Here is a 21,321-nt window from a genome sequence, read left to right on the forward strand (position 1 = left end):
AAAGTGCGATGCACTTTTCTTATTTTATGAAGCGGTATTATTTAAAAACATTTCTCCAACTTTGTATATATCTCCAGCACCAACCGTTAGTAAGACATCGCCTTCTTTTAATTCAGTTCTTAAAAAGTTAGTTATATCATTAAAGGTGTGAAGATTTTTACAGTAAATTCCGTTATCTCTAATTTTATTCCCTAATGTATCAGAACTTACAATACCTGTATCTTTTTCTCTTGCAGCATAAATATCAGCTAGAACCAAAATGTCTGTATTAAAGAATGAGTTTGAGAAATCATCAAATAAGCTTATTGTTCTAGAATAAGTATGGGGTTGAAACACACAAAAAATTCTATTGTGTGGAAAATTTTTAACGGCATTTAAAGTAGCCTTTATTTCAGTAGGATGATGTGCGTAATCATCAATAACTGTTATTCCATGAGTTTTACCTTTTATTTCAAATCTTCTATGAGTTCCGAAAAAACTAGAAAGACCTTTAATGATAGAATCATTTCCTATATTTAAAGCTAAAGCAGCACTTATACTTGCTAGAGAGTTAAGAATATTATGTTCACCAGGAACATTAAGTGATATGGAGAATAATTTTTTCTCATTATTATACACATCAAATGAAGGACAACCATTTGCATTAAATATTATATTCTTTGCTTTTATATCTCCGTTTTTTAATCCAAATGTAATCACATTACAATTAACTTTTTTTGATATGTTTAGTGCTCTGTTATCATCTCCATTAGCTATTAAATATCCATTGCTTGGAATGAGATTTGCGAATTTTAAAAAGGTACTTTCAATATCATTTATGTCTTTATAAAAGTCTAAATGATCTGCTTCTACATTAAGTATAATGCCTATATAAGGGAAAAATTTTAGAAAAGATGCTTTATATTCACAAGCTTCTGTAATAAAATACTCACTGTTTCCTACATGGACATTTCCATTAATTATATCTAAATTTCCGCCAACTAATATAGTAGGGTCTAAGTTAGAGCTTAAAGCTATATGAGAAAACATAGAAGTTGTTGTTGTTTTTCCATGAGTACCTGAAATAGCTACATTATATTTGTGATCTTTCATAATACTTCCGAGAAATTCTGCTCTGTCTAAAGTAGGTATATTTAGTTCCTGAGCTTTTGTAAGCTCGGGGTTATCTTTGGATATTGCAGCTGTATATACTATTAAATCTACTTCGTTTATATTACTAGGATTGTGTCCTATGTAAATTTCAGCGCCTTTTTTAGAAAGTCTTTCTGTAATAGAAGATTCAGATTTATCAGAACCTGAAACTTTATATCCTCTGTATAAAAGTATTTCAGCAAGAGCGCTCATGCTTATACCACCAATACCGATAAAATGTATTTTTTTATTAGTATCTTCTAAAAAATCAAATGCCATATAATCAACTCCTTAAAGTAAATAAAAATAATCCTATTAAATCATTATATACAAAATTACAGAAAAACAACACATCATATTGATAATAAATTTAAAATTTGTATAAAATATATTTTAATAAGGATAATAAATTATTTAAATTATTATTGATAATATAAGATTTTTAGAATAAAATATGAATAATAAGAAGTTTTTTTATAAAAAAATTCGTAAATTTAAGTAGAGGAGATATGTATGCAAAAATTTAATAGAAATCAAAGAATTATGGCTATAACAAAAATACTTATGGAAAATCCAAATAAAATTATTAATTTAAATAAATTCACAGGAATGTTTAATGCAGCAAAATCCACAATAAGTGAAGATATTGTCGTAGTAAGACAAACTCTAAATAGATTATCTATGGGAACTATAGAGACAATTTCAGGAGCTGCTGGTGGAATTAAATATACTTGTGGTATTTCAGATGAAAAAATTAAAGAATTTGCAGAAGAATTATGTATAATTTTACAAGATAAGCAAAGAATAGTACCAGGAGAGTTTATGTATATAAGTGATGTAATGTATAATCCTCAAATAGTATATAAAGCAGCTATTGTTTTAGCTTCTCAATTTAAAGGGTCAAAAATTAATTATATTGTTACAGTACAAACGAAAGGGATTCCATTGGCATATGAAGTAGCTAAAATATTAGGTGTTAACTTAGTTATCGTTAGAAGAGATAGTAAAGTTACAGAAGGACCTACAGTTTCTATTAATTATGTTTCTGGTTCTAACAGAAGAATACAGACAATGTCACTTTCAAAACAAGCCATTAATAAGGGGAGTAAGTGTATATTTATTGATGATTTTATGAAAGCAGGGGGAACTGCTTTGGGTATAATTAATTTGCTAAGAGAATTTGAAAGTGAACTTGTGGGTATCGGTGTACTTATAGACAATATTAATACTGAAAAAAAACTAGTGGATGATTATGTATCTATTGTAAAATTTAGTGGTGTTGATGAAAATCAAAGTCCAATAGTATATCCGGGAATAATTAAATAATGCCCGAATATAATTAAAAAATAAAATTTTCTAAAAATTTATTCAAATAAAGAAGGAAAAATATAAATTATGCAGAATTATAATAATAACATGAATAACATGTAAAGCATCGTGGAGGTGGAGTTGAATGCAAATTACTGATGTAAGAATTAGAAAAATTACTGCTGAAGGAAAGATGAAGGCTATTGTATCAGTGACTTTTGACAATGAATTTGTAGTTCATGATATAAAAGTTATTGAAGGACAAAATGGTCTCTTCATAGCTATGCCTAGCAGAAAAACTCCTACTGGAGAGTTTAAAGATATAGCTCATCCAATTAATACTGAAACAAGACAAAAGATACAAAAAGCAATTTTAGGTGAGTATGAAACAGCAAAAAATGAATCAGATAATGGGGAAGAAATAGCTGTAGAAAGCGAATAATAAAAAGGAGTAAAAACTCCTTTTTATTTTTTTTTGTATTTTTTGTAGTTTTCTGTGTATGTAAATGGTTACAAGGTTGAAAAAAAACATTATATAAAATATAATGTAATAGGTGCTAATACCAAAAGTATAAAATATATTCAAATAAAGTGTTTTTTACCATATAAAGAGGTGTTGAATTTGTATAAATGTGCATTGATCCTTGCTGCAGGAAAAGGTAAAAGGATGAAGTCTAGATTACCTAAAGTTTTGCACAAGGTTTGTGGAAAAGAAATGGTCAATCATGTTATAGACACTTTGAAGAGTTGCGATATGAATGAGATCAATTTAGTAATAGGAAATGGTGCTGAAGAAGTAAAAAAGGCAACGGAAAGTAGAAATATCAGTTATTCTATTCAAAAAGAGCAATTAGGTACAGGGCATGCGCTTATGTGTGCAAAACAATTTTTGCAAGATAAAAATGGATTGATAACTGTATTTACAGGAGATGCGCCCCTAATAACAGAGGAAACTGTAAAAAAACTTATTAATTTTCATATTAATGGACAATATAAAGCAACTATACTTACAGCAATAGTTAAAGATGCAACAGGATATGGAAGGATAATAAGAGATAAATTATCAGAAGTAGAAAAAATTGTTGAACACAAGGATTGTACAGAAGAAGAGTTAACTGTTAAAGAAATAAATTCAGGAATGTATTGCTTTGATATAAAAGAATTAATAGATAATTTAGATGAATTAAGCAACAATAATTCTCAAGGAGAATATTATTTAACAGATGTAATAGAAATTTTAAAAAATAAAGGATGTAAAATAGGGGCAATTGATGTTGATTCTAATGAAATTAGAGGAGTAAATTCAAGAATTCAACTTGCTGAGGTAGAAGAGACATTAAGACAAAAAATAAGCAAAAAACATATGAATAATGGTGTTACAATTATAGATTTTAAAAATACATATATTGGAATTGATGTGAAAATTGAAAGAGATACAATTATATATCCTGGGAATGTGATAGAAGGTAAAACTATTATTAAAGAGGGATGTATGCTTTATCCTAACTCTAGAATTAAAGATAGTATAATTGAAAATAATGTAACAATTCAGAATTCAGTTATATTAGAAAGTCATATAGGTAATAATACTACGGTTGGACCATTTGCTTATATAAGACCACAAAGCGAGATAGGAAATGATGCTAGAGTTGGTGACTTTGTAGAAATAAAAAAATCTAAAATAGGTAACAACACAAAAATTTCTCATCTAACTTATATAGGAGATGCTGAAGTTGGTAGTGGATGTAATTTTGGATGTGGAACTGTTGTAGTTAATTATGATGGTAAAAGTAAAAACAAGACAATTATTGGAGATAATGCATTTATAGGATGTAATGCTAATTTAGTAGCACCAATAGAAATTGAGAGTAATACATATATAGCGGCTGGATCTACTATTACAAAAAAAGTACCAAGTGGTGCTCTAGCAGTTTCTAGAGCAAAGCAAATGAATAAAGAAGGTTGGGTAGATAGAAAAGGCTTAAAAAAATAGCAAGTAATAATTTTGATATGATAATAAATCAAGGAGGTTTACATATGATAACCCATGGTAAAAATATTAAAATCTTTACAGGAAATTCACATCCTGCTTTAGCTAAAGACATTGCTGATACTTTAGGTGTAGAAGTAGGTGATTCAAAAGTAGCAAAATTCAGTGATGGAGAAATATCTGTAACTACTAATGAAACTGTTAGAGGAACAGACGTGTTTGTTATTCAACCTACAAATGCTCCAGTAAATGATAATTTAATGGAACTTTTAATTATGATAGATGCATTTAAAAGAGCATCAGCTGGAAGAATAACAGCAGTAATACCTTATTATGGATATGCAAGACAGGATAGGAAGGCAAAGGCTAGAGATCCAATTACAGCTAAATTAGTAGCAGATTTAATAACTACTGCAGGAGCAGATAGAGTTCTTACTATGGACTTACATGCTGCACAAATTCAAGGGTATTTTAATATACCAGTTGATAATCTAATGGGAGCTCCACTGCTTGCAAAATATTTCATAGAAAATGGCTTTAAAGATAGAAATGATGTTGTTGTTGTATCTCCGGACCTTGGAAGTGTAACAAGAGCTAGAAATTTTGCAGATAGATTAAATTGTCCAATAGCTATAATTGATAAAAGAAGACCTAAAGCTAATGTATGTGAAGTAATGAACATAATAGGAGATATAAAAGATAAAACAGTTATATTAATAGATGATATGATAGATACTGCAGGAACAATTACAAATGGTGCAAATGCATTAGTTGAAAGAGGAGCAAAAGAAGTGTATGCTTGTTGTTCTCATGGAGTTTTATCAGGTCCAGCTTTTGAAAGAATAGAAAATAGTGCTATAAAGAAACTAGTAGTGCTTAATACTATTGATTTACCAAAAGAAAATATAACTGATAAATTTGAAATATTATCAATAGCACCACTATTTGCAGAAGGAATAAAGAGAATATATGAAGACACTTCTATAAGTAAGTTATTCGTATAAAAATTAATATATATTGAGAATATAAAGCATATGAGATTGTATAATCTTATATGCTTTTTTATGATGTTCTAGTTTATGTATAACTTGTATTGTATAAGATATATTATGTTAAATTATACAAAGTAGATTTAGAACTATTTAATGGGTTGAAATGTATTTTTGATATTACATGTTTTTAGTTTTTTATAAATTAATTAATAGTATAAGAAGAGTAGGTAACAATATTTTTAAATTGTTACATTTTATTTAAATTTATATTTTGCGTATAAAAAAAAACTAAAAATATGATAGAGTATAACTATAAGGATAGGGGGTAGTATTATGAATGGAATGTTAGGAAAAATACTAATTGTAGATGATGATGAAAATATATGTGAAGTAATAAAAATGTATTTAGAAAATGCAGGATATGATACAAAGGTTTGCTATGATGGGAAAATGGTGCATGGAGTTTTTATGGAATATATACCTGATTTAGTTTTACTTGATATTATGCTTCCACATATAGATGGAATAGATGTTTTAAAATGTATAAGAAAAGAGCATGAAACTCCTGTTATTATGTTGACTGCTAAAGGAGAAACTTTTGACAAGGTATTGGCTTTAGAATTAGGAGCTGATGATTATATTGTAAAACCATTCGAACCAAAGGAGCTAATAGCTAGAGTTAAAGCTGTACTTAGAAGATATAATGTTGAAAATGAAGAAAAAGAAATTTTAAAATTTCAAGATCTTTTAATAAATATAAATTCTTATAATGCAGTATATGAAGAAAAAGAAATTAAAATGCCGCCTAAAGAATTCGAACTCTTATATTATCTTGCAAATAATAAAAATAAAGTTTTTACAAGAGAACAGTTGCTTTGTGAGGTATGGGGGTATGATTACCCAGGTGATTCTAGAACTGTAGATGTTCACATAAAAAGACTAAGGGAAAAACTTAAAGGAGGCCCTAATTGGCAGATAGAGACTGTCTGGGGGGTTGGATATAAGTTTGAGGTGAAATAGATGCAAAAAAAAAGTCTGTTTTCAAAAATGATGGCAACTTATACTTTGATAATTATAATAAGTTTTGTTATAGTAGCAGCAGTGTTATCTTTTTGGTTTCAAGGATATAATTTTAGGCAGAGGGAAACTCAACTTTCTAGTGTGTCCAATATAGTTGCTAATGGAGCAGTACAATATTTTCACGGAGATCTTTCAGTGGGTAATATAAGTAAAATTTTAGAACATGTGTCTGAATACTCATCCTCGGATATATTATTATTTGATAATTATGGATATGTATGTGCTGTATCAAAAAAAGAACACAAGGATTTTATAGGTTATCAGTTATTAACTAAGGATTTAGAAAATTTAAGATTAGGAAACAGTATAGAAAAAAAGGAGTTTCAAGAAAAAATTTTTGATATACCTGTATATTCTTATATAGTGCCTATATTTAATAGAGGAATGTTTCAAGGAGCTATTTTATTTAATACAGCTATGTATGAAATAAAGGAACCATTAAAAGAAGTGTATCAAATTATTTGGATATCAGCAGTTTTAGCTATGGTTCTTTCCAGTATAGTTATCTATTATTTTTCACAAAAAATAATAGTGAGACCTCTATCTAAAATAAATAATGTATCAGATAAGATAGCCAAAGGAGATGTAGGTAAAAGGGTAGATATTAATTCTAATGATGAGATTGGCGAATTAGCTAAAGCTTTTAATTCTATGGCAGATTCATTGGAACAGGTTGAAAATAATAGAAGAACTTTTATATCGAATGTTTCCCATGAGTTAAGATCACCTATTACATCTATAAAAGGGTTTATAGGTGGAATAATAGATGGGATTATTCCTAAAGAAAAAGAAAATTATTATTTATCTATTGCGTATGAGGAAATTCAAAGACTTACAAGGCTTATAAACGATCTTTTAGATTTGTCTGCCATTGAAGCGGGTAAATTTACCCTAAACATACAAAAATATGATATTAATGAGATTATACGACTTTCAGTGATAAAGTTTGAAACAAAAATAAAATCTAAAAAACTGAATGTAAATGTTTGGTTAGATGACAAGAGTGTATATGTATTGGTTGATAGAGATAAAATAATACAAGTTATAACTAATCTTATAGATAATGCTGTAAAATATGTTGAGTTTGGAGGGAATATAGAAATAAGGACTAAAGTTAGAGGGCAGAAAGTGTTTGTTTCAATATATAATGATGGACAATGTATTCCTGAAGAAGATGCAAAGTATTTATGGGAAAGATTTTATAAGAGTGATAAATCAAGGACTTCAAAAGTTAGCACAGGGCTTGGACTTGCTATAGTAAGAAGTATAATTGTTCAACATGGAGAAGAAATTTGGTTTAAAAACAAGCAAAGTAAAGGTGTTGAATTTATTTTTACATTAAAAAGAAATATTAAATAATTTATTAAAAACTAATAAAAAGTTCATAGATAGTTAAAAACTTTTTATTATAATTTATTATATGAAATATATTATAGGAATTGGAGGTGATATATTATGTATGGAAATAATGAGGATATACAGGATGCAATGTGGGAAAGCGTAAAGGATAAAGAACATGGGGAGATAAACTTCAGAAAACAAAAAAATAAGATTAAAATTTTTTTTAGAATATTTATATTTATTTTAGTAGCTGTAATAGCTGGAACGGTATCTTCACTTTATATAGTAAACAAAAAATATTACGAAATATGTAAAATGAAAGATGATTTTTTAAATAGCCAAATTCCTAATAAAAATTCAATAGTAGAAATTTATGATGATTCAATATCTACAGCAGCAGATGTGGTTGGACCTTCCATTGTAGGAATAACTAACAAAACACAAAAAGAATTAGATTTTACTAGTGAAAGCAGTGCTTCAGGAATAATATTTGATTCAGGCGGGTATATAGTTACTAATTATCATGTGATTAAAGGAGCTAATGAAATTATTGTAAAATTATCCAATAATGGTAAAAGCTTAAAAGCTAAGCTTGTTGGTTCAGATATTCAATCGGATTTAGCAATAATAAAGATAGATGCAAAAAATCTTCCTGTAGCAAAATTTGGAAATTCAAATAAAGTTAAAGTAGGAGAGACGGCAATTGCGATAGGAAACTCTTTAGGTAAAGAATCTACAATAATTATTACAACGGGAAGAATCAGTGCTATAAATAGAAAAATACAATATGATAATTCTACATATAAGGTTATTCAAACTGATGCTGCTATAAATTCGAGTAATAGCGGTGGAGCTTTATGTAATATAGAAGGAGAAATTATAGGAATAAATAATTTAAAAATAGGGGAATTACAAGGGCGAAATACAGAAGGAATAGGATTTGCTATACCAGCAAATGAAGTTAGTACTATAGTAGATCAAATAATGAAATTTGGAAGAGTTAAAAGACTTGACTTGGGTATATATGGGAAAGATGCAGTTTCAGCGAAAGGTGCAGATGTTAAAGGAATATATGTTCAAGATGTTATACAAGGGAGTGGTGCAGCAGCGGCAGGTATTAAACCAACAGATATTATAATAGGACTAGATAATAAGAATATTTCAAAATTTAATGAGTTATCTCAAATTATAGAAGAGCATAAAGTAGGAGATACTATAAAGTGTAAGATTTGGAGAAAAGGTACAATAATTGAAATTGATATTGTTCTTTTAGAGGGAAAAGAAAATGAATAAAAATATAAGGATAAGAATAAAAAATTGAACCTGTGGGAAAGTATTCTCATGGGTTTAATGGTTTACAATGCTTTATAAAATATATTTTTTGATGTATTATATTTTTATGCACTAAAGCTAAAATTAAATATGGAGGTAAGACAGAATGTTTTTAATAGTGGGATTAGGTAACCCTGGTAAACAATATGATCATACAAGACATAATGTTGGGTTTGATGTAATAGATTTATTATCTAAAAGGTATAATATTGACATGAACAGGAAACAATTTAAAGGTATGTATGGAAGTGGTAATATAGCAGGGAAAAAAGTAGTTTTTTTAAAACCTTTAACTTATATGAACTTAAGTGGAGAAAGTGTTAAAGAAGTTATAGATTTTTATAAAATTCCTAATGATAATATTTTAATTATGTACGATGATATAAGCTTAGATATAGGAAGAATAAGAATTAGAAAAAAAGGAAGTGCAGGAGGGCATAATGGAATTAAAAATATTATTGCTCATTTGGGAAGTGATGTGTTTCCAAGGGTTAAAATTGGAGTTGGACAGCCTATTACAGAAAACTTAGTTTCTCATGTTTTAGGAAAATTTTCACAAGAAGATAGACAAAAATTAGACCAAACCTTTGAAGTGCTAGAAAAAACAGTTGAGACGGTTATAGAAGAAGGGGTTGATGAAGCCATGAATAGATTTAATGGTTTCAAGGCAGAGTAATATGAGAGGTGTATATTTATGAGGTTAAAGGGATTAGTACAACCCTTAATAGAAAATGTTCAATTTAAAAATATAATTAATACAATAAAACAAAATAAATTTCCGATAGAAATTGTAGGAATTTCTGATTCAGCAAGAAGTTATTTAATTAGTAGTTTATATGAAAAAAAGGATAATGATTTTCTAATATTTACCAATAGTGACATTGAAGCAAAAATTCTTTACGAAGATTTATCTTTATATTTACCTAATGTACATTATTTTCCTACTAAAGAAGTAGCTTTCTATAATATATATGCTATTTCAGGAGATTTAAGGTGGGAAAGATTAAAAGTAATTAGAGAAATGTTAATAAATAAAAAGAAAATAATAGTTACATCTATTGAATCTTTAGCTATAAAATATATTTCCCCGGAATTATATAAAAAGTATACATTTAATTTTTCAGTAGGAGATGTGGTTAGTTTAGAAAAATTAAGTGAAAAACTTATACAAAGCGGATATGAAAGAGTTAAAATCGTAGAAGGTAAAGGCGAATTCTCAATAAGAGGAGGAATATTGGATATTTATTCTCCTATTTCCTTAAATGCTTATAGAATTGAACTTTTTGGAGATGAAGTAGATTCTATTAGAAATTTTAATATTGAATCACAAAGAAGTATTGAAAAAATAGATTCAATAGAAATTTTCCCTGCTAAAGAGATGATTCTTGCTAAAGAAAATATTGATAAAGGTTATGAAAATATAAAAAAGGATTTACAAGACTCAAATAAAAGTTCAAAGAAGGATAAAGAAATAAAAGAAAAATTACAGAACAGTGTAATGGCAAATTTAGAATTATTAAAAGAAAATTGGAGTTTTGAAAATATAAATAGTTATTTACCGTATTTTTATGATGATACTTCAAATATTTTAAATTATATGGAAGATGCCTTTGTTATCATAACTGATGTTCAAAGGTGTGTAGGAAAATTGGAAAGTGTTTATTTTGAATTTGAAGATAAATATAAGGATTTTCTTGAAAAAGGTAATGTGCTTTTAAAGCAAGTAGAACTTTTATTAAATAAGAATGAAATTTATGAAAAACTTGAAGAAAGTAAAGTTATAACAATGAATATCATTTCTAAGACAACCGATATTTTTTGTCCAAAGATTAAGGAAACTTTTTCACAGGTTAATCTTAGTGGGTATAATGGAAATTTAGAATTATTAATTGATGACATAAAAGATAAAAAGGCTAAGGGGTATAAAACACTTATACTTTGCGGAACTAAACCAAGAGGTGAAAGACTAGTAAAAACTTTACAAGAAAGAGAAATTGAAAGTGTATATAAGGATATTGTAGATGATATACACTTTGGTGAAGTTGTTATAACTTTTGGAAATCAAATAAAAGGATTTGAATACCCTGATTTAAAATTATGTGTTATATCAGACAAAGAAGTGTTTGGTAAATCAAAAAGAAAAAGTAAAAGAGTTAATAAAAAAGGTATAGGCAAAATAAAGAGTTTTGCTGAATTAAAACCTGGAGATTATGTAGTTCATACAAATCATGGTATTGGTGTGTACAAGGGAATAAAGCAACTTGAAGTTCAAGGACATAAAAAAGATTATTTAGAACTTACTTATAATTCAGGAGATAAATTATATGTTCCAGTTGAACAGTTAGATTTAGTTCAAAAATATATAGGAGCAGAAGGTAAAATACCTAAGGTAACTAAACTTGGTGGAAGCGAATGGACAAAGGCTAAGAAAAAAGTAAGAAAAGCTATAAATGAGATAGCAGAGGATTTAGTTAAATTATATGCAATAAGATCTAAATTAAGAGGATATAAATTTTCAAATGATACTGTTTGGCAAAAACAGTTTGAAGATGAATTTCCTTATGAAGAGACTGTAGATCAAATTTCAGCAATTGAAGAAATAAAGAATGATATGGAATCTGATAAAGTTATGGATAGATTGCTTTGTGGAGACGTTGGATATGGAAAAACAGAAGTTGCTGTAAGAGCTGCTTTTAAAGCAGTAATGGAGGGTAAACAGGTAGCTATATTAGTACCAACTACAGTGCTTGCAGAACAACATTATAATAATTTAAAACAAAGATTTTCTGATTTTCCTATAAAAATAGATATGGTAAGTAGATTTAGAACATCAGCACAGCAAAAAACAACGTTAAAAGAAGTGAAGAATGGAAATATAGAAATACTTATAGGAACTCATAGAATTCTTCAAAAAGATGTAGAGTTTAAAGAGTTAGGTTTACTTGTGGTAGATGAAGAACAGCGATTTGGAGTTAGACATAAAGAGAAAATAAAAAATTTAAAAAAGAATGTAGATGTGTTAACATTAACAGCTACACCTATTCCTAGAACATTACATATGTCACTTACTGGAATCAGAGATATAAGTGTTATTGAAACTCCGCCAGAAGAAAGATACCCTGTTCAAACCTATGTTATAGAATATAATGACCAGCTTATTGCTGATGCAATAATGAGAGAAATAAATCGTGGTGGGCAGGTATATTTTGTATATAACAGAGTAGGCTCAATAAAAGAAATGGCATCATATATTACAAAACTAATTCCAGAGGCTAAAGTTGCTATAGCAAATGGTCAAATGCCTGAAAGAGAACTTGAAAAAGTAATGCTTGATTTTATGAATAATGAATATAACATATTAGTTTGTACTACAATCATAGAAACAGGATTGGATATACAAAATGCTAATACTATCATAATATATGATGCAGATAAATTTGGGTTATCACAGTTATATCAACTTAGAGGAAGAGTGGGGCGAACAAATAGGATTGCATATGCGTATTTAACTTATAGAAAAGATAAAATATTAACAGAAGTTGCAGAAAAAAGATTAAAAGCTATAAAAGATTTTACTGAATTAGGATCGGGTTTTAAAATTGCTATGAGAGATTTAGAAATAAGAGGAGCAGGAAATATAATAGGGTCAGCTCAACATGGTCATATGTCTTCTGTTGGATATGATTTGTACTGCAGGATGTTAGAAGATACTATAAAAATGGTAAAAGGTGAAATAGATAAGGAACCTATAGAAACTACAGTGGAACTTAAGGTGGATGCATATATACCAGATAAATATATATATGATGAAGTTCAAAAAATTGAAGTGTATAAGAAAATTGCTAATATTGATTCTAAAGAAAGTATGATGGATATTCAGGAAGAACTAGAAGATAGATTCTCTAATATACCACTATCAGTTGATAATCTTATAAATATAGCTTATATAAAAAGTGTTGCTAATAAAATAGGAATAGAGGGAATTAAAGAGAAAAATTCAGAAATAGTAATAAATTTTGAAAATAGTTATTCGATGAATCAAAAGTTGATAAAAGCTATAATGAATAAGTATAATAGAAAAATTATATTTAAAATGGGTGAGGAACCTGCAATAGGTTATCAGTTAACAAATGTGAAAAAAGATGATAAAATAAATAATTTAAAAGAACTTGTAGAATATATTAGAACCACAGTTGAAACAAATTAATTTTATGATAAAATTAATTTATTACAAAATAAATATACGAAAAGAGAGGTAATAAGTGTGAAAAAGATAACAAAAATTGTTACAGTGGTATTAATATCCATGTTTGCAATGTCTATAAGTGGATGTAGTATGATAGAAAAAACACCAGAAGCTATAGCTAAAGAAGTAGTTGCTAAAGTAAATGGGAAAAAGATAACAAGAAAAGAGTTTAACGAAGAATGGGATAGAGAAAAGAAAGCAAATTATCAAATAATGAGTATCGTTAAACAAATGGAATCTAATTATGGAGAAAATTATGAACAAAATGAACAAGTAAAACCATATTTAAAACAATTAAAAATTAGTGTGTTAAATAATATGGCATTTGAGCAAGCTATTTTGCAAGAGGCTGAAAAATTAAAGTTAGTGCCTAATGAGGAAGAATTGAATAAGGAAGTTGATAATAAAATAACTGATTTTAGAAAAGAACAAAAACTTGAAGACGATAAAAAATATGAAGAAACTTTAAAGTCAGAAGGATTTACAAAAGAAGAATATAAAGAAGCTATAAGAAATAATACAATTATAGAAAAGTTTAGAGATGAAATAATAAAAGATGTAAAGGTTGAGGACAATCAAATAAAAGAGTATTATGACAAATTTAAAGATAAATATCCAATTAAAGAAGAGGAATCAACAAAATTACAGTTAGCACATATTTTAGTTAAAGATGAAGCTGTAGCAAAAGATATAAAAGGAAAACTTGATAAAGGTGAAGATTTTGCAAAACTTGCAAAAGAATATGGAACAGATGGTACTAAAGATAAAGGCGGAGATTTAGGAACAGTTACTGTTGTGAATTCTGGCTTTGATCAAGAGTTTATGAATGGTGCTATGCAGCTTAAAAATGGAGAAATATCAGAACCGGTAAAAACTCAATTTGGATATCATATAATAAAATGCATAAAAAGAGAAGAAAAACCTGTAAAATCATTTGAAGCAGTAAAAGAGCAAATAAAATCTGATTTATTAAATAAAAATAAAAATGATGCTTGGAGTAATAAATTAAATGAAATAAAAGAAGGGTCAAAAATAAAAGTATATGAAGAAGAAATAGTTTAATTTTCAAAAAAAAGATGATACATAGTGTATCATCTTTTTTTAGTATTAGAATTAAAGCTATACATTTGTGCATAAAATTTCATATTTGGACAGATAATAATATTGAAAATAGATTTTCTTATAAATGAGGAGGTTAAATACGATGAAAGCAACAGGCATTGTTAGACGTATAGACGACTTAGGAAGAGTAGTAATTCCAAAAGAAATCAGAAGAACTTTAAGAATTAGAGAAGGAGATCCACTAGAAATTTTTACTGATAGAGAGGGTGGAGTAATACTTAAAAAATATTCACCTATAGAAGAATTGGGTAATTTCTCAAAAGAATATGCTGATTCATTACAAAATACAATTGGCAACATAGTACTTATTTGTGATAAAGATAATATAATATCGGTAAGTGGATGTCCTAAAAAAGGATATATGGATAAAAAAATTAACACAGAAATAGAGAAAATTATGGAAGAAAGAAGAAGCGTTATTTTAGGAGAAGGAACTAATGCTCCTGTTCCTTTAATTGATGACGAAGATATAGAGGGAGTATATTCTGCACAAGTTATTTCACCTATAATTGCAGAAGGAGATGCAATTGGGGCTGTAATGATAATTTCTAAAGAAGCGGGAAGCAAATTTGGAGAAGTTGAAGCAAAACTATCCGAAACAGCAGCTTCATTTTTAGGAAAACAAATGGAATAGTAAAATGGCAGCATGTCTGCCATTTGATTTTTCAGTAATAATATCTCTATTTATTAAATATAAATATTTATACAAAACAAGCAATTTTGGAGGTATTATTTTGAAAAAACAATCTCTAGTAAAAGGTACTTTTATTTTAGGATTTGCAGGGATATTTTCAAAAGCTATTGGAATTTTTTTTAGAATACCATTAGCTATTCTTATTGGAGATGAAGGATTAGGATATTATCAAATGGCATATCCACTTTATATGTTATTTATAGCAAGTGCATCAGGAGTTCCTCTTGCTATGTCAAAAATGATATCCGAAAAAAATGTACAAGGTGATCAAAAAGGTGTAATACAAGTGCTGAAACAAGCACTGTTTTTAATGGGAATACTAGGGATAGGAACTAGTATGTTTATGATTATATTTGCAAAATGGCTTATACAGCTTTTTAGATGGGATAACAGTGCTTATTACTCTTTACTAGCACTTGGGGTTGCACCGGTGTTTATATCACTTATGAGTGCTTTAAGAGGCTTCTTTCAAGGGCTTCAAAATATGACGCCTACAGCGGTATCTCAAATATTAGAGCAGATAGGTAGAATAGTAATTGGAATTGGACTTGCTATTATGTTTCTACCAAAGGGAATAGAATATGCAGCTGGTGGAGCTACTTTAGGAGCAGCAGCAGGTGGAATTCTAGGAGGAACTTATTTATTAAGTAAATATAGAAAGATAAGAAAAGAATTTAATGTTAGTAATATAAAATTAGAGCCTAGAGTTATGGATAATTTGCTTAGGATATCTATACCAATTTCTTTAGGTGCAGCAGTAGGTACTATAATGAATGTAATAGACTCCATAATAGTGCCTCAAGGGCTTCTAGATGTAGGATTTACATCTAGACAAGCAGCAATATTATATGGGCAACTAACAGGAAAAGCTGCTGTGCTTGTAAATGTTCCGCTTACTATATCTGTAGCTTTATGTGCTTCAATTGTACCTATTATTTCTGAAACATATACGTTAAATAAAAAAGGTATGATGAATAAAAATATTATATCTGCAATGAAGATATCTGCAATTATAGCTTTACCATCTATGTGTGGATTATATTTTTTAGCTTCTCCTATTTTAAATTTAGTTTTTAGAGGAAATGTAGAAGGGTATTTAATATTGAAATATTCTTCAATAGAGATTCCTTTTATTATACTGACACAAACTACTACAGTTATACTGCAATCAACTACTTCAAAAAAAATGCCTATATTTCATTTGTTAATAGGATGCATTGTTAAAATAATTATGACTAATTTTTTCATTTCTATACCTGAAATAAATGTTTATGGTGCTGTTATAGGAACTATATCAGCTTATATTACGGTAGTAATATTAAACATGATACTTTTAAAAATAAAATTAGGTATAACTCCAAACTTATATCAAATATTTATAAAACCTGCCTATGCATCAACGATAATGACAATATGTGTTGTGTTTATTTATACAAAGATGTATGATAATACAATAAATCAATCAATTTCTTGTTTAGTAGCTATAGTTATAGGTATAATTATGTATATAATACTAATTTTGGTATTCAAGATAGTAGACTATCAAAAAGTCAAAAATAAAGTTATCAAAAAATAGTTATGTAAAAGGAGAATGGGAATGATTAGGGTTATAGGGTTAGGACCAGGAAGTAAACAAGCTCTTACATTGGGTGCTGTAGATTTATTAAAAAACAGTGAAAACATTTACTTTAGAACTGAAAATTATCCTAATGTAGAATATTTAAAGAGTTTAGGGGTTAAATTTAAATCATATGATTATTTATACCAAAGACTGAATAATTTAGATGAAATAAGTGAAAATATAGCTAAGGATTTGGTTGATAAACATTCAGAGTTTAAAGAAATTATTTATGTAGTACCAGGACACCCTCTTGAAGGGGATAAAACAGTAAAAATTTTAATTGATTCTTGCAAAGAAAAAAATATTGATATTGAAATACTCCCAACTATAAGTTTTATAGATACTTTAGTAAAAAATTTAAAAATAGATGTTTCATATGGAATTAAAATAATAGATTCATTTGATGTGAAAGATTCAATGTTGGACAAGAAAATTGAGACAATAATAGTAGGATTATATAATAAAGACATAATATCTGTAATAAAGACTAAATTATGTGGATATTATAATGATAATACTGATATATATTTTATAAAAATTTCAGATGAAAAAAAACTAGAAAAAGTAAAGAGTTCTATTGGTGAAATAGATAAACAACAAGATGATAAGTATATATCAGTAATTTATATACCTAGATGCGTAGATACTATAAATGATTTTCAAGATTTATTAGATATAATGAATACTTTAAGATCAGAAAATGGATGTCCTTGGGATAGAGAGCAAACTCATAAGTCATTAAAAAGATGTCTAATTGAAGAGTGTTATGAAGTTTTAGAAGCTATAGATGAAATGAATTATGATAAGATAACAGAAGAATTAGGAGATGTATTACTTCAGGTCGTTTTTCATGCTCAAATAGGTAAAGAAGAAAACCATTTTAATATAAATGATGTTATTAAAAGAATTTGTAATAAGCTCATAGAAAGACATCCACATGTTTTTGCAAAAATGAATGTAAGTAATGCGAAAGAGGTTTTAGTTAATTGGGATAAAATAAAGAAAAAAGAAAAAGGATTTAAGACATATACTGACGAATTAAAACATGTGGCTAAAAATTTACCAGCTTTGATAAGAGCAGATAAAGTTCAAAATAAAGCTGCTAAGGTAGGATTTGATTGGGATGATGTTATGCCGGCAATAAATAAAGTGCTTGAAGAGGCAGACGAAGTTAAAGAGGTATATAAATCCCAAAACAAGGAAAAAATAATAGAAGAAGTGGGGGATTTAATATTTAGTACAGTAAATATAGCAAGATTGCTTGACATTGACCCTGAGCATGCATTAAATTATACTATAGATAAGTTTATTAGACGTTTTCAATACATAGAAAGAAAAGGTAGTGAAAAAGGTAAAAATCTTAAACAAATGTCTTTAAAAGAAATGGATGAACTATGGGAAAAGTCTAAATTACAATAGTTTTTAGTTTTAAAATTAAAAGTTCTTATAAAAGAGGATTTTTAATATAAATGAAGAATAAATTTTTATATCATTTTATTGATAATAATATTAAGGAGGTAACAAAAGTGAATAAAGCAGAATTAATCGCAAGTATGGCAGAAAAAAGTCAATTAACAAAAAAAGAAACAGAGGTAGCTTTAAAATCATTTATAGAAAGTGTTGAAGAAGCTTTAGAAACAGGTGATAAAGTTCAATTAATAGGATTTGGTACTTTTGAAACTCGTGCAAGAGCAGAAAGAAAAGGAAGAAATCCAAGAACTAAAGAAGAAATAACTATACCTGCATCAACAGTTCCAGTATTTAAAGCTGGTAAAGAATTCAAAGAGAGAGTTAATAAATAATTTAATATAAAAAACCTGGGTGTAAATCTAGGTTTTTTATTTTTTAAGAAAAATATATCTAATAAGTTTTTCGTTTTTGGGGACTCAACGAAGCACACAGACTAAGTGCTAGTGCCTAAACTAAACAAAGTGGTTAAATTCAGTGTAAGCGACTAAAATATAATAACATTGTTTAGCAATATTATTATATTAAGTGATAGGAGGGATACTATGAGATTAGATAAATATCTTAAAGTATCAAGAATAATAAAAAGAAGAACTGTAGCTAAAGAAGCTTGTTCTAGTGGTAGAGTGTTTATTAATGAAAAAGTTGCAAAACCGAGTACAGAAGTTAATGAAGGTGATATCATAGAGGTTAAATTTGCTAAAGGTTCATTAAAAGCTAAAATAGTTAATATATCTCATCATGTTTCAAAAGCAGATGCAAAGCTTATGTATGAAATAATAAATGCAGCTGAAGAAGACGAAGAGTAAATAAGTTGTTATAATTTACAAAGTGTCTTCTCCCTACAGAGTGAATATTGATAATAAAATTGGCATATATATTTACAAGTAGGGAGGGGTATTTATGGAAGTTAAAAAAGAGAATGTACAAAATAAAGAAAGTAATTTAAAAATTGAAAATAGAAAAAAATTAATTTTAACAGGAGTAGTTGAAGTAATATCTTTTGATGATACAAATATTGTGCTTGATACGACACTAGGAAAACTAACAATCAAAGGAAAAGAACTTAAAATGAATAAATTAGATGTACAAAATGGTGATGTTATAATATTAGGTCAGGTAGATTCTTGCATATATACTACTATTGAAAGCAAAAAAGATAGAGAAAGCATTATAGCTAAGTTATTTAGGTAATTAGAGATGATTATACCAATAAATACTCAAATTAATTTAATATTTTATAGTATAGTAGCAGGAATACTGACAGGAATATTATTTGATATTTATAGAATTATTAGAGGATTTGAAAATCCTGATGTAATTATAACATTTATTGAAGATATACTATTTTGGATTTTTTCAGGTATTTTAGTTTTTATTTTTTTACTTTATAATGGTTATGCATATATAGGATTTTATTTGTACTTGTATATTACTATAGGTTTATACAGTTATTTTAGATTATTGAGCAAACAGTTTTTAAAATTTCAATTTAAAGTTATAAAAATTATATCTAAATTTTTTAGAATAGTGAAAAATTTACTAGTTTATCCTATTCAATTAATGATTTATAATATATTTAATAAAAATAAATAAAAATTACTTGAATAAAGGATGAAACAAAACTAAAATATAGTTATAATTTAAATTTTTTGAGGTAAATATAATATGAAGAAAAAATCAAAGTTCAAAAATTTAATTATAGCTTTTATAGGACTCTATGTTTGCTACATATTGGTAAGTCAACAAATAACTATAAGAAATAAAAGAGTACAATTAGAACAATGTAAAAAAGAACTACAAGAAGTAAATGAAAATCAACAAAAGTTATTAGATGAAACAGAGATGTCTAAGACTTACAGATATGTGGAAAAATTGGCAAGAGAAAGACTAGGCTTTATAAAGCAAGGAGAAAATGTAGTAGTACAGAAACAGGACAAATAGTTTTAATTAATTAGGTTGGTAAATTAATTAACATATAAACATATCAAGGAGGAATTTTATTAACATGGCCTTAAATTTAGGAACTATCTTAGAAGGTACAGTGGTAAACATTACAAAATTTGGAGTATTCGTAGAAGTGGAGGGAAAAACAGGATTAGTACACATATCTGAAGTAGCAGATACATATGTGAAAGATATAAGAGATTACTTAAAAGAAAAAGATAAAGTTAAAGTTAAAGTAATTTCTATTGATGATAATGGAAAAATGAGTTTGTCTATCAAACAAGCTGGAATCCCCAAAAAATCATCAAAACCTGTAGAAATTGATTGGGAAAAGGAAAAAAGCAAGACTAAGAAAAATAACATTAATTTTGAAGATGCAATGTCTAAATTTTTGAAAGAAAGCGAAGAAAGATTTCAAACATTAAAAAAACATCAAAACACAAGAGGCAATAGATGTGTTAAAAAAGGTTAATTAAGAGATAAAAGGACTATAAATTTAGTCCTTTTAATTTTTAAAAATAGTTTTAAAAAAAATGTTGACAACTATAGGTTATTAATATATAATAATCATTGTTCTCAAAAAAACAAGTCGAGAATAAGAATGATAAATAAAAGAAATGCCGAAGTGGCGGAATTGGCAGACGCACAGGACTTAAAATCCTGCGAAGCTAACACTTCGTACCGGTTCAAGTCCGGTCTTCGGCACCAAATAACGCGGAGTGGAGCAGTTGGCAGCTCGTCGGGCTCATAACCCGAAGGTCGTAGGTTCAAGTCCTGCCTCCGCAACCATTATTTTTTATGTGGCGGGATAGCTCAGTTGGCTAGAGCATTCGGTTCATACCCGAAGTGTCGGAGGTTCAAGTCCTCTTTCCGCTACCATTTTAAAAAATAAAATTTTAATATTAAATAAGTGATTATAATATGCCGAAGTGGCGGAATTGGCAGACGCACAGGACTTAAAATCCTGCGAAGCTAACACTTCGTACCGGTTCAAGTCCGGTCTTCGGCACCAAATAACGCGGAGTGGAGCAGTTGGCAGCTCGTCGGGCT

Annotated in this window: 20 protein-coding genes and 4 tRNA genes; 23 read left to right on the plus strand and 1 reads right to left on the minus strand. The window is 27.9% G+C overall.

Going from position 1 to position 21,321, the window contains the following annotated elements; genetic code table 11:
• Window positions 1–24: 24 nt before the first annotated feature.
• The gene (gene murC / locus OW763_RS15325; protein ID WP_268042255.1) at window positions 25–1,410 is read right to left on the minus strand and encodes a UDP-N-acetylmuramate--L-alanine ligase; all 1,386 of its coding nucleotides are present in this window, start codon (window positions 1,408–1,410) and stop codon (window positions 25–27) included.
• 234 nt (window positions 1,411–1,644) lie between these two features.
• Here murC and purR point away from each other — a divergent pair, with 234 nt between their 5' ends.
• The 23 genes from purR (at window position 1,645) to OW763_RS15440 (ending at window position 21,283) form a co-directional block, all read left to right on the plus strand.
• Complete coding sequence (gene purR / locus OW763_RS15330; protein WP_268042257.1) at window positions 1,645–2,457, plus strand: pur operon repressor; 813 nt, start codon at window positions 1,645–1,647, stop codon at window positions 2,455–2,457.
• A gap of 127 nt (window positions 2,458–2,584) precedes the next feature.
• On the plus strand, window positions 2,585–2,881 hold the full coding sequence (gene spoVG, locus OW763_RS15335) for a septation regulator SpoVG (RefSeq protein WP_268042259.1): 297 nt from the start codon (window positions 2,585–2,587) through the stop codon (window positions 2,879–2,881).
• Window positions 2,882–3,061: 180 nt separating this feature from the next.
• Window positions 3,062–4,432, plus strand: coding sequence for a bifunctional UDP-N-acetylglucosamine diphosphorylase/glucosamine-1-phosphate N-acetyltransferase GlmU (gene glmU / locus OW763_RS15340; RefSeq protein ID WP_268042261.1), 1,371 nt, complete (start codon window positions 3,062–3,064; stop codon window positions 4,430–4,432).
• A gap of 44 nt (window positions 4,433–4,476) precedes the next feature.
• Window positions 4,477–5,433 carry a ribose-phosphate diphosphokinase gene (locus OW763_RS15345; protein WP_268042263.1) on the plus strand — a complete coding sequence of 319 codons (957 nt, stop codon included), beginning with the start codon at window positions 4,477–4,479 and terminating at the stop codon, window positions 5,431–5,433.
• A gap of 321 nt (window positions 5,434–5,754) precedes the next feature.
• Window positions 5,755–6,441, plus strand: a complete 687-nt coding sequence (locus OW763_RS15350; protein ID WP_268042265.1) for a response regulator transcription factor — start codon at window positions 5,755–5,757, stop codon at window positions 6,439–6,441.
• On the plus strand, window positions 6,442–7,860 hold the full coding sequence (locus tag OW763_RS15355) for a HAMP domain-containing sensor histidine kinase (protein ID WP_268042267.1): 1,419 nt from the start codon (window positions 6,442–6,444) through the stop codon (window positions 7,858–7,860).
• Between the two features lie 96 nt (window positions 7,861–7,956).
• Window positions 7,957–9,135: a S1C family serine protease gene (locus tag OW763_RS15360; RefSeq protein WP_268042269.1), complete on the plus strand. Its 1,179-nt coding sequence runs from the start codon at window positions 7,957–7,959 to the stop codon at window positions 9,133–9,135.
• A gap of 145 nt (window positions 9,136–9,280) precedes the next feature.
• Window positions 9,281–9,850 carry an aminoacyl-tRNA hydrolase gene (gene pth, locus OW763_RS15365; protein ID WP_268042271.1) on the plus strand — a complete coding sequence of 190 codons (570 nt, stop codon included), beginning with the start codon at window positions 9,281–9,283 and terminating at the stop codon, window positions 9,848–9,850.
• 18 nt (window positions 9,851–9,868) lie between these two features.
• Entirely contained in the window at window positions 9,869–13,381 is a 3,513-nt protein-coding gene (gene mfd, locus OW763_RS15370; RefSeq protein WP_268042273.1) for a transcription-repair coupling factor, read from the plus strand.
• A 57-nt stretch (window positions 13,382–13,438) separates the two neighbouring features.
• Window positions 13,439–14,482: a peptidylprolyl isomerase gene (locus OW763_RS15375; protein WP_268042275.1), complete on the plus strand. Its 1,044-nt coding sequence runs from the start codon at window positions 13,439–13,441 to the stop codon at window positions 14,480–14,482.
• A gap of 142 nt (window positions 14,483–14,624) precedes the next feature.
• Window positions 14,625–15,176, plus strand: a complete 552-nt coding sequence (gene spoVT / locus OW763_RS15380) for a stage V sporulation protein T (protein ID WP_268042277.1) — start codon at window positions 14,625–14,627, stop codon at window positions 15,174–15,176.
• A gap of 100 nt (window positions 15,177–15,276) precedes the next feature.
• Window positions 15,277–16,812, plus strand: a complete 1,536-nt coding sequence (locus tag OW763_RS15385) for a putative polysaccharide biosynthesis protein (RefSeq protein ID WP_268042279.1) — start codon at window positions 15,277–15,279, stop codon at window positions 16,810–16,812.
• A 21-nt stretch (window positions 16,813–16,833) separates the two neighbouring features.
• Complete coding sequence (gene yabN / locus OW763_RS15390) at window positions 16,834–18,276, plus strand: bifunctional methyltransferase/pyrophosphohydrolase YabN (RefSeq protein ID WP_268042281.1); 1,443 nt, start codon at window positions 16,834–16,836, stop codon at window positions 18,274–18,276.
• A 50-nt stretch (window positions 18,277–18,326) separates the two neighbouring features.
• The gene (locus tag OW763_RS15395) at window positions 18,327–18,659 is read left to right on the plus strand and encodes an HU family DNA-binding protein (RefSeq protein ID WP_272507514.1); all 333 of its coding nucleotides are present in this window, start codon (window positions 18,327–18,329) and stop codon (window positions 18,657–18,659) included.
• Window positions 18,660–18,869: 210 nt separating this feature from the next.
• Window positions 18,870–19,133, plus strand: a complete 264-nt coding sequence (locus OW763_RS15400; protein ID WP_268042285.1) for an RNA-binding S4 domain-containing protein — start codon at window positions 18,870–18,872, stop codon at window positions 19,131–19,133.
• A gap of 94 nt (window positions 19,134–19,227) precedes the next feature.
• Window positions 19,228–19,518: a sporulation protein YabP gene (gene yabP / locus OW763_RS15405; RefSeq protein ID WP_268042287.1), complete on the plus strand. Its 291-nt coding sequence runs from the start codon at window positions 19,228–19,230 to the stop codon at window positions 19,516–19,518.
• A 6-nt stretch (window positions 19,519–19,524) separates the two neighbouring features.
• Window positions 19,525–19,920 carry a spore cortex biosynthesis protein YabQ gene (gene yabQ, locus OW763_RS15410; protein ID WP_268042289.1) on the plus strand — a complete coding sequence of 132 codons (396 nt, stop codon included), beginning with the start codon at window positions 19,525–19,527 and terminating at the stop codon, window positions 19,918–19,920.
• Between the two features lie 72 nt (window positions 19,921–19,992).
• The gene (locus OW763_RS15415) at window positions 19,993–20,268 is read left to right on the plus strand and encodes an FtsB family cell division protein (protein WP_268042291.1); all 276 of its coding nucleotides are present in this window, start codon (window positions 19,993–19,995) and stop codon (window positions 20,266–20,268) included.
• Window positions 20,269–20,332: 64 nt separating this feature from the next.
• Window positions 20,333–20,743, plus strand: a complete 411-nt coding sequence (locus OW763_RS15420) for a S1 domain-containing RNA-binding protein (protein WP_268042293.1) — start codon at window positions 20,333–20,335, stop codon at window positions 20,741–20,743.
• A 147-nt stretch (window positions 20,744–20,890) separates the two neighbouring features.
• Window positions 20,891–20,979, plus strand: a tRNA-Leu gene (locus OW763_RS15425).
• Window positions 20,980–20,984: 5 nt separating this feature from the next.
• Window positions 20,985–21,060 (plus strand) — tRNA-Met (locus OW763_RS15430).
• A gap of 13 nt (window positions 21,061–21,073) precedes the next feature.
• Window positions 21,074–21,150: transfer RNA gene (locus OW763_RS15435), tRNA-Met, on the plus strand.
• A gap of 44 nt (window positions 21,151–21,194) precedes the next feature.
• Window positions 21,195–21,283, plus strand: a tRNA-Leu gene (locus tag OW763_RS15440).
• Window positions 21,284–21,321 lie beyond the last annotated feature (38 nt).

The sequence above is a fragment of the Clostridium aestuarii genome (genome assembly GCF_026735135.1).
Lineage (GTDB): Bacteria > Bacillota > Clostridia > Clostridiales > Clostridiaceae > Clostridium_H > Clostridium_H aestuarii.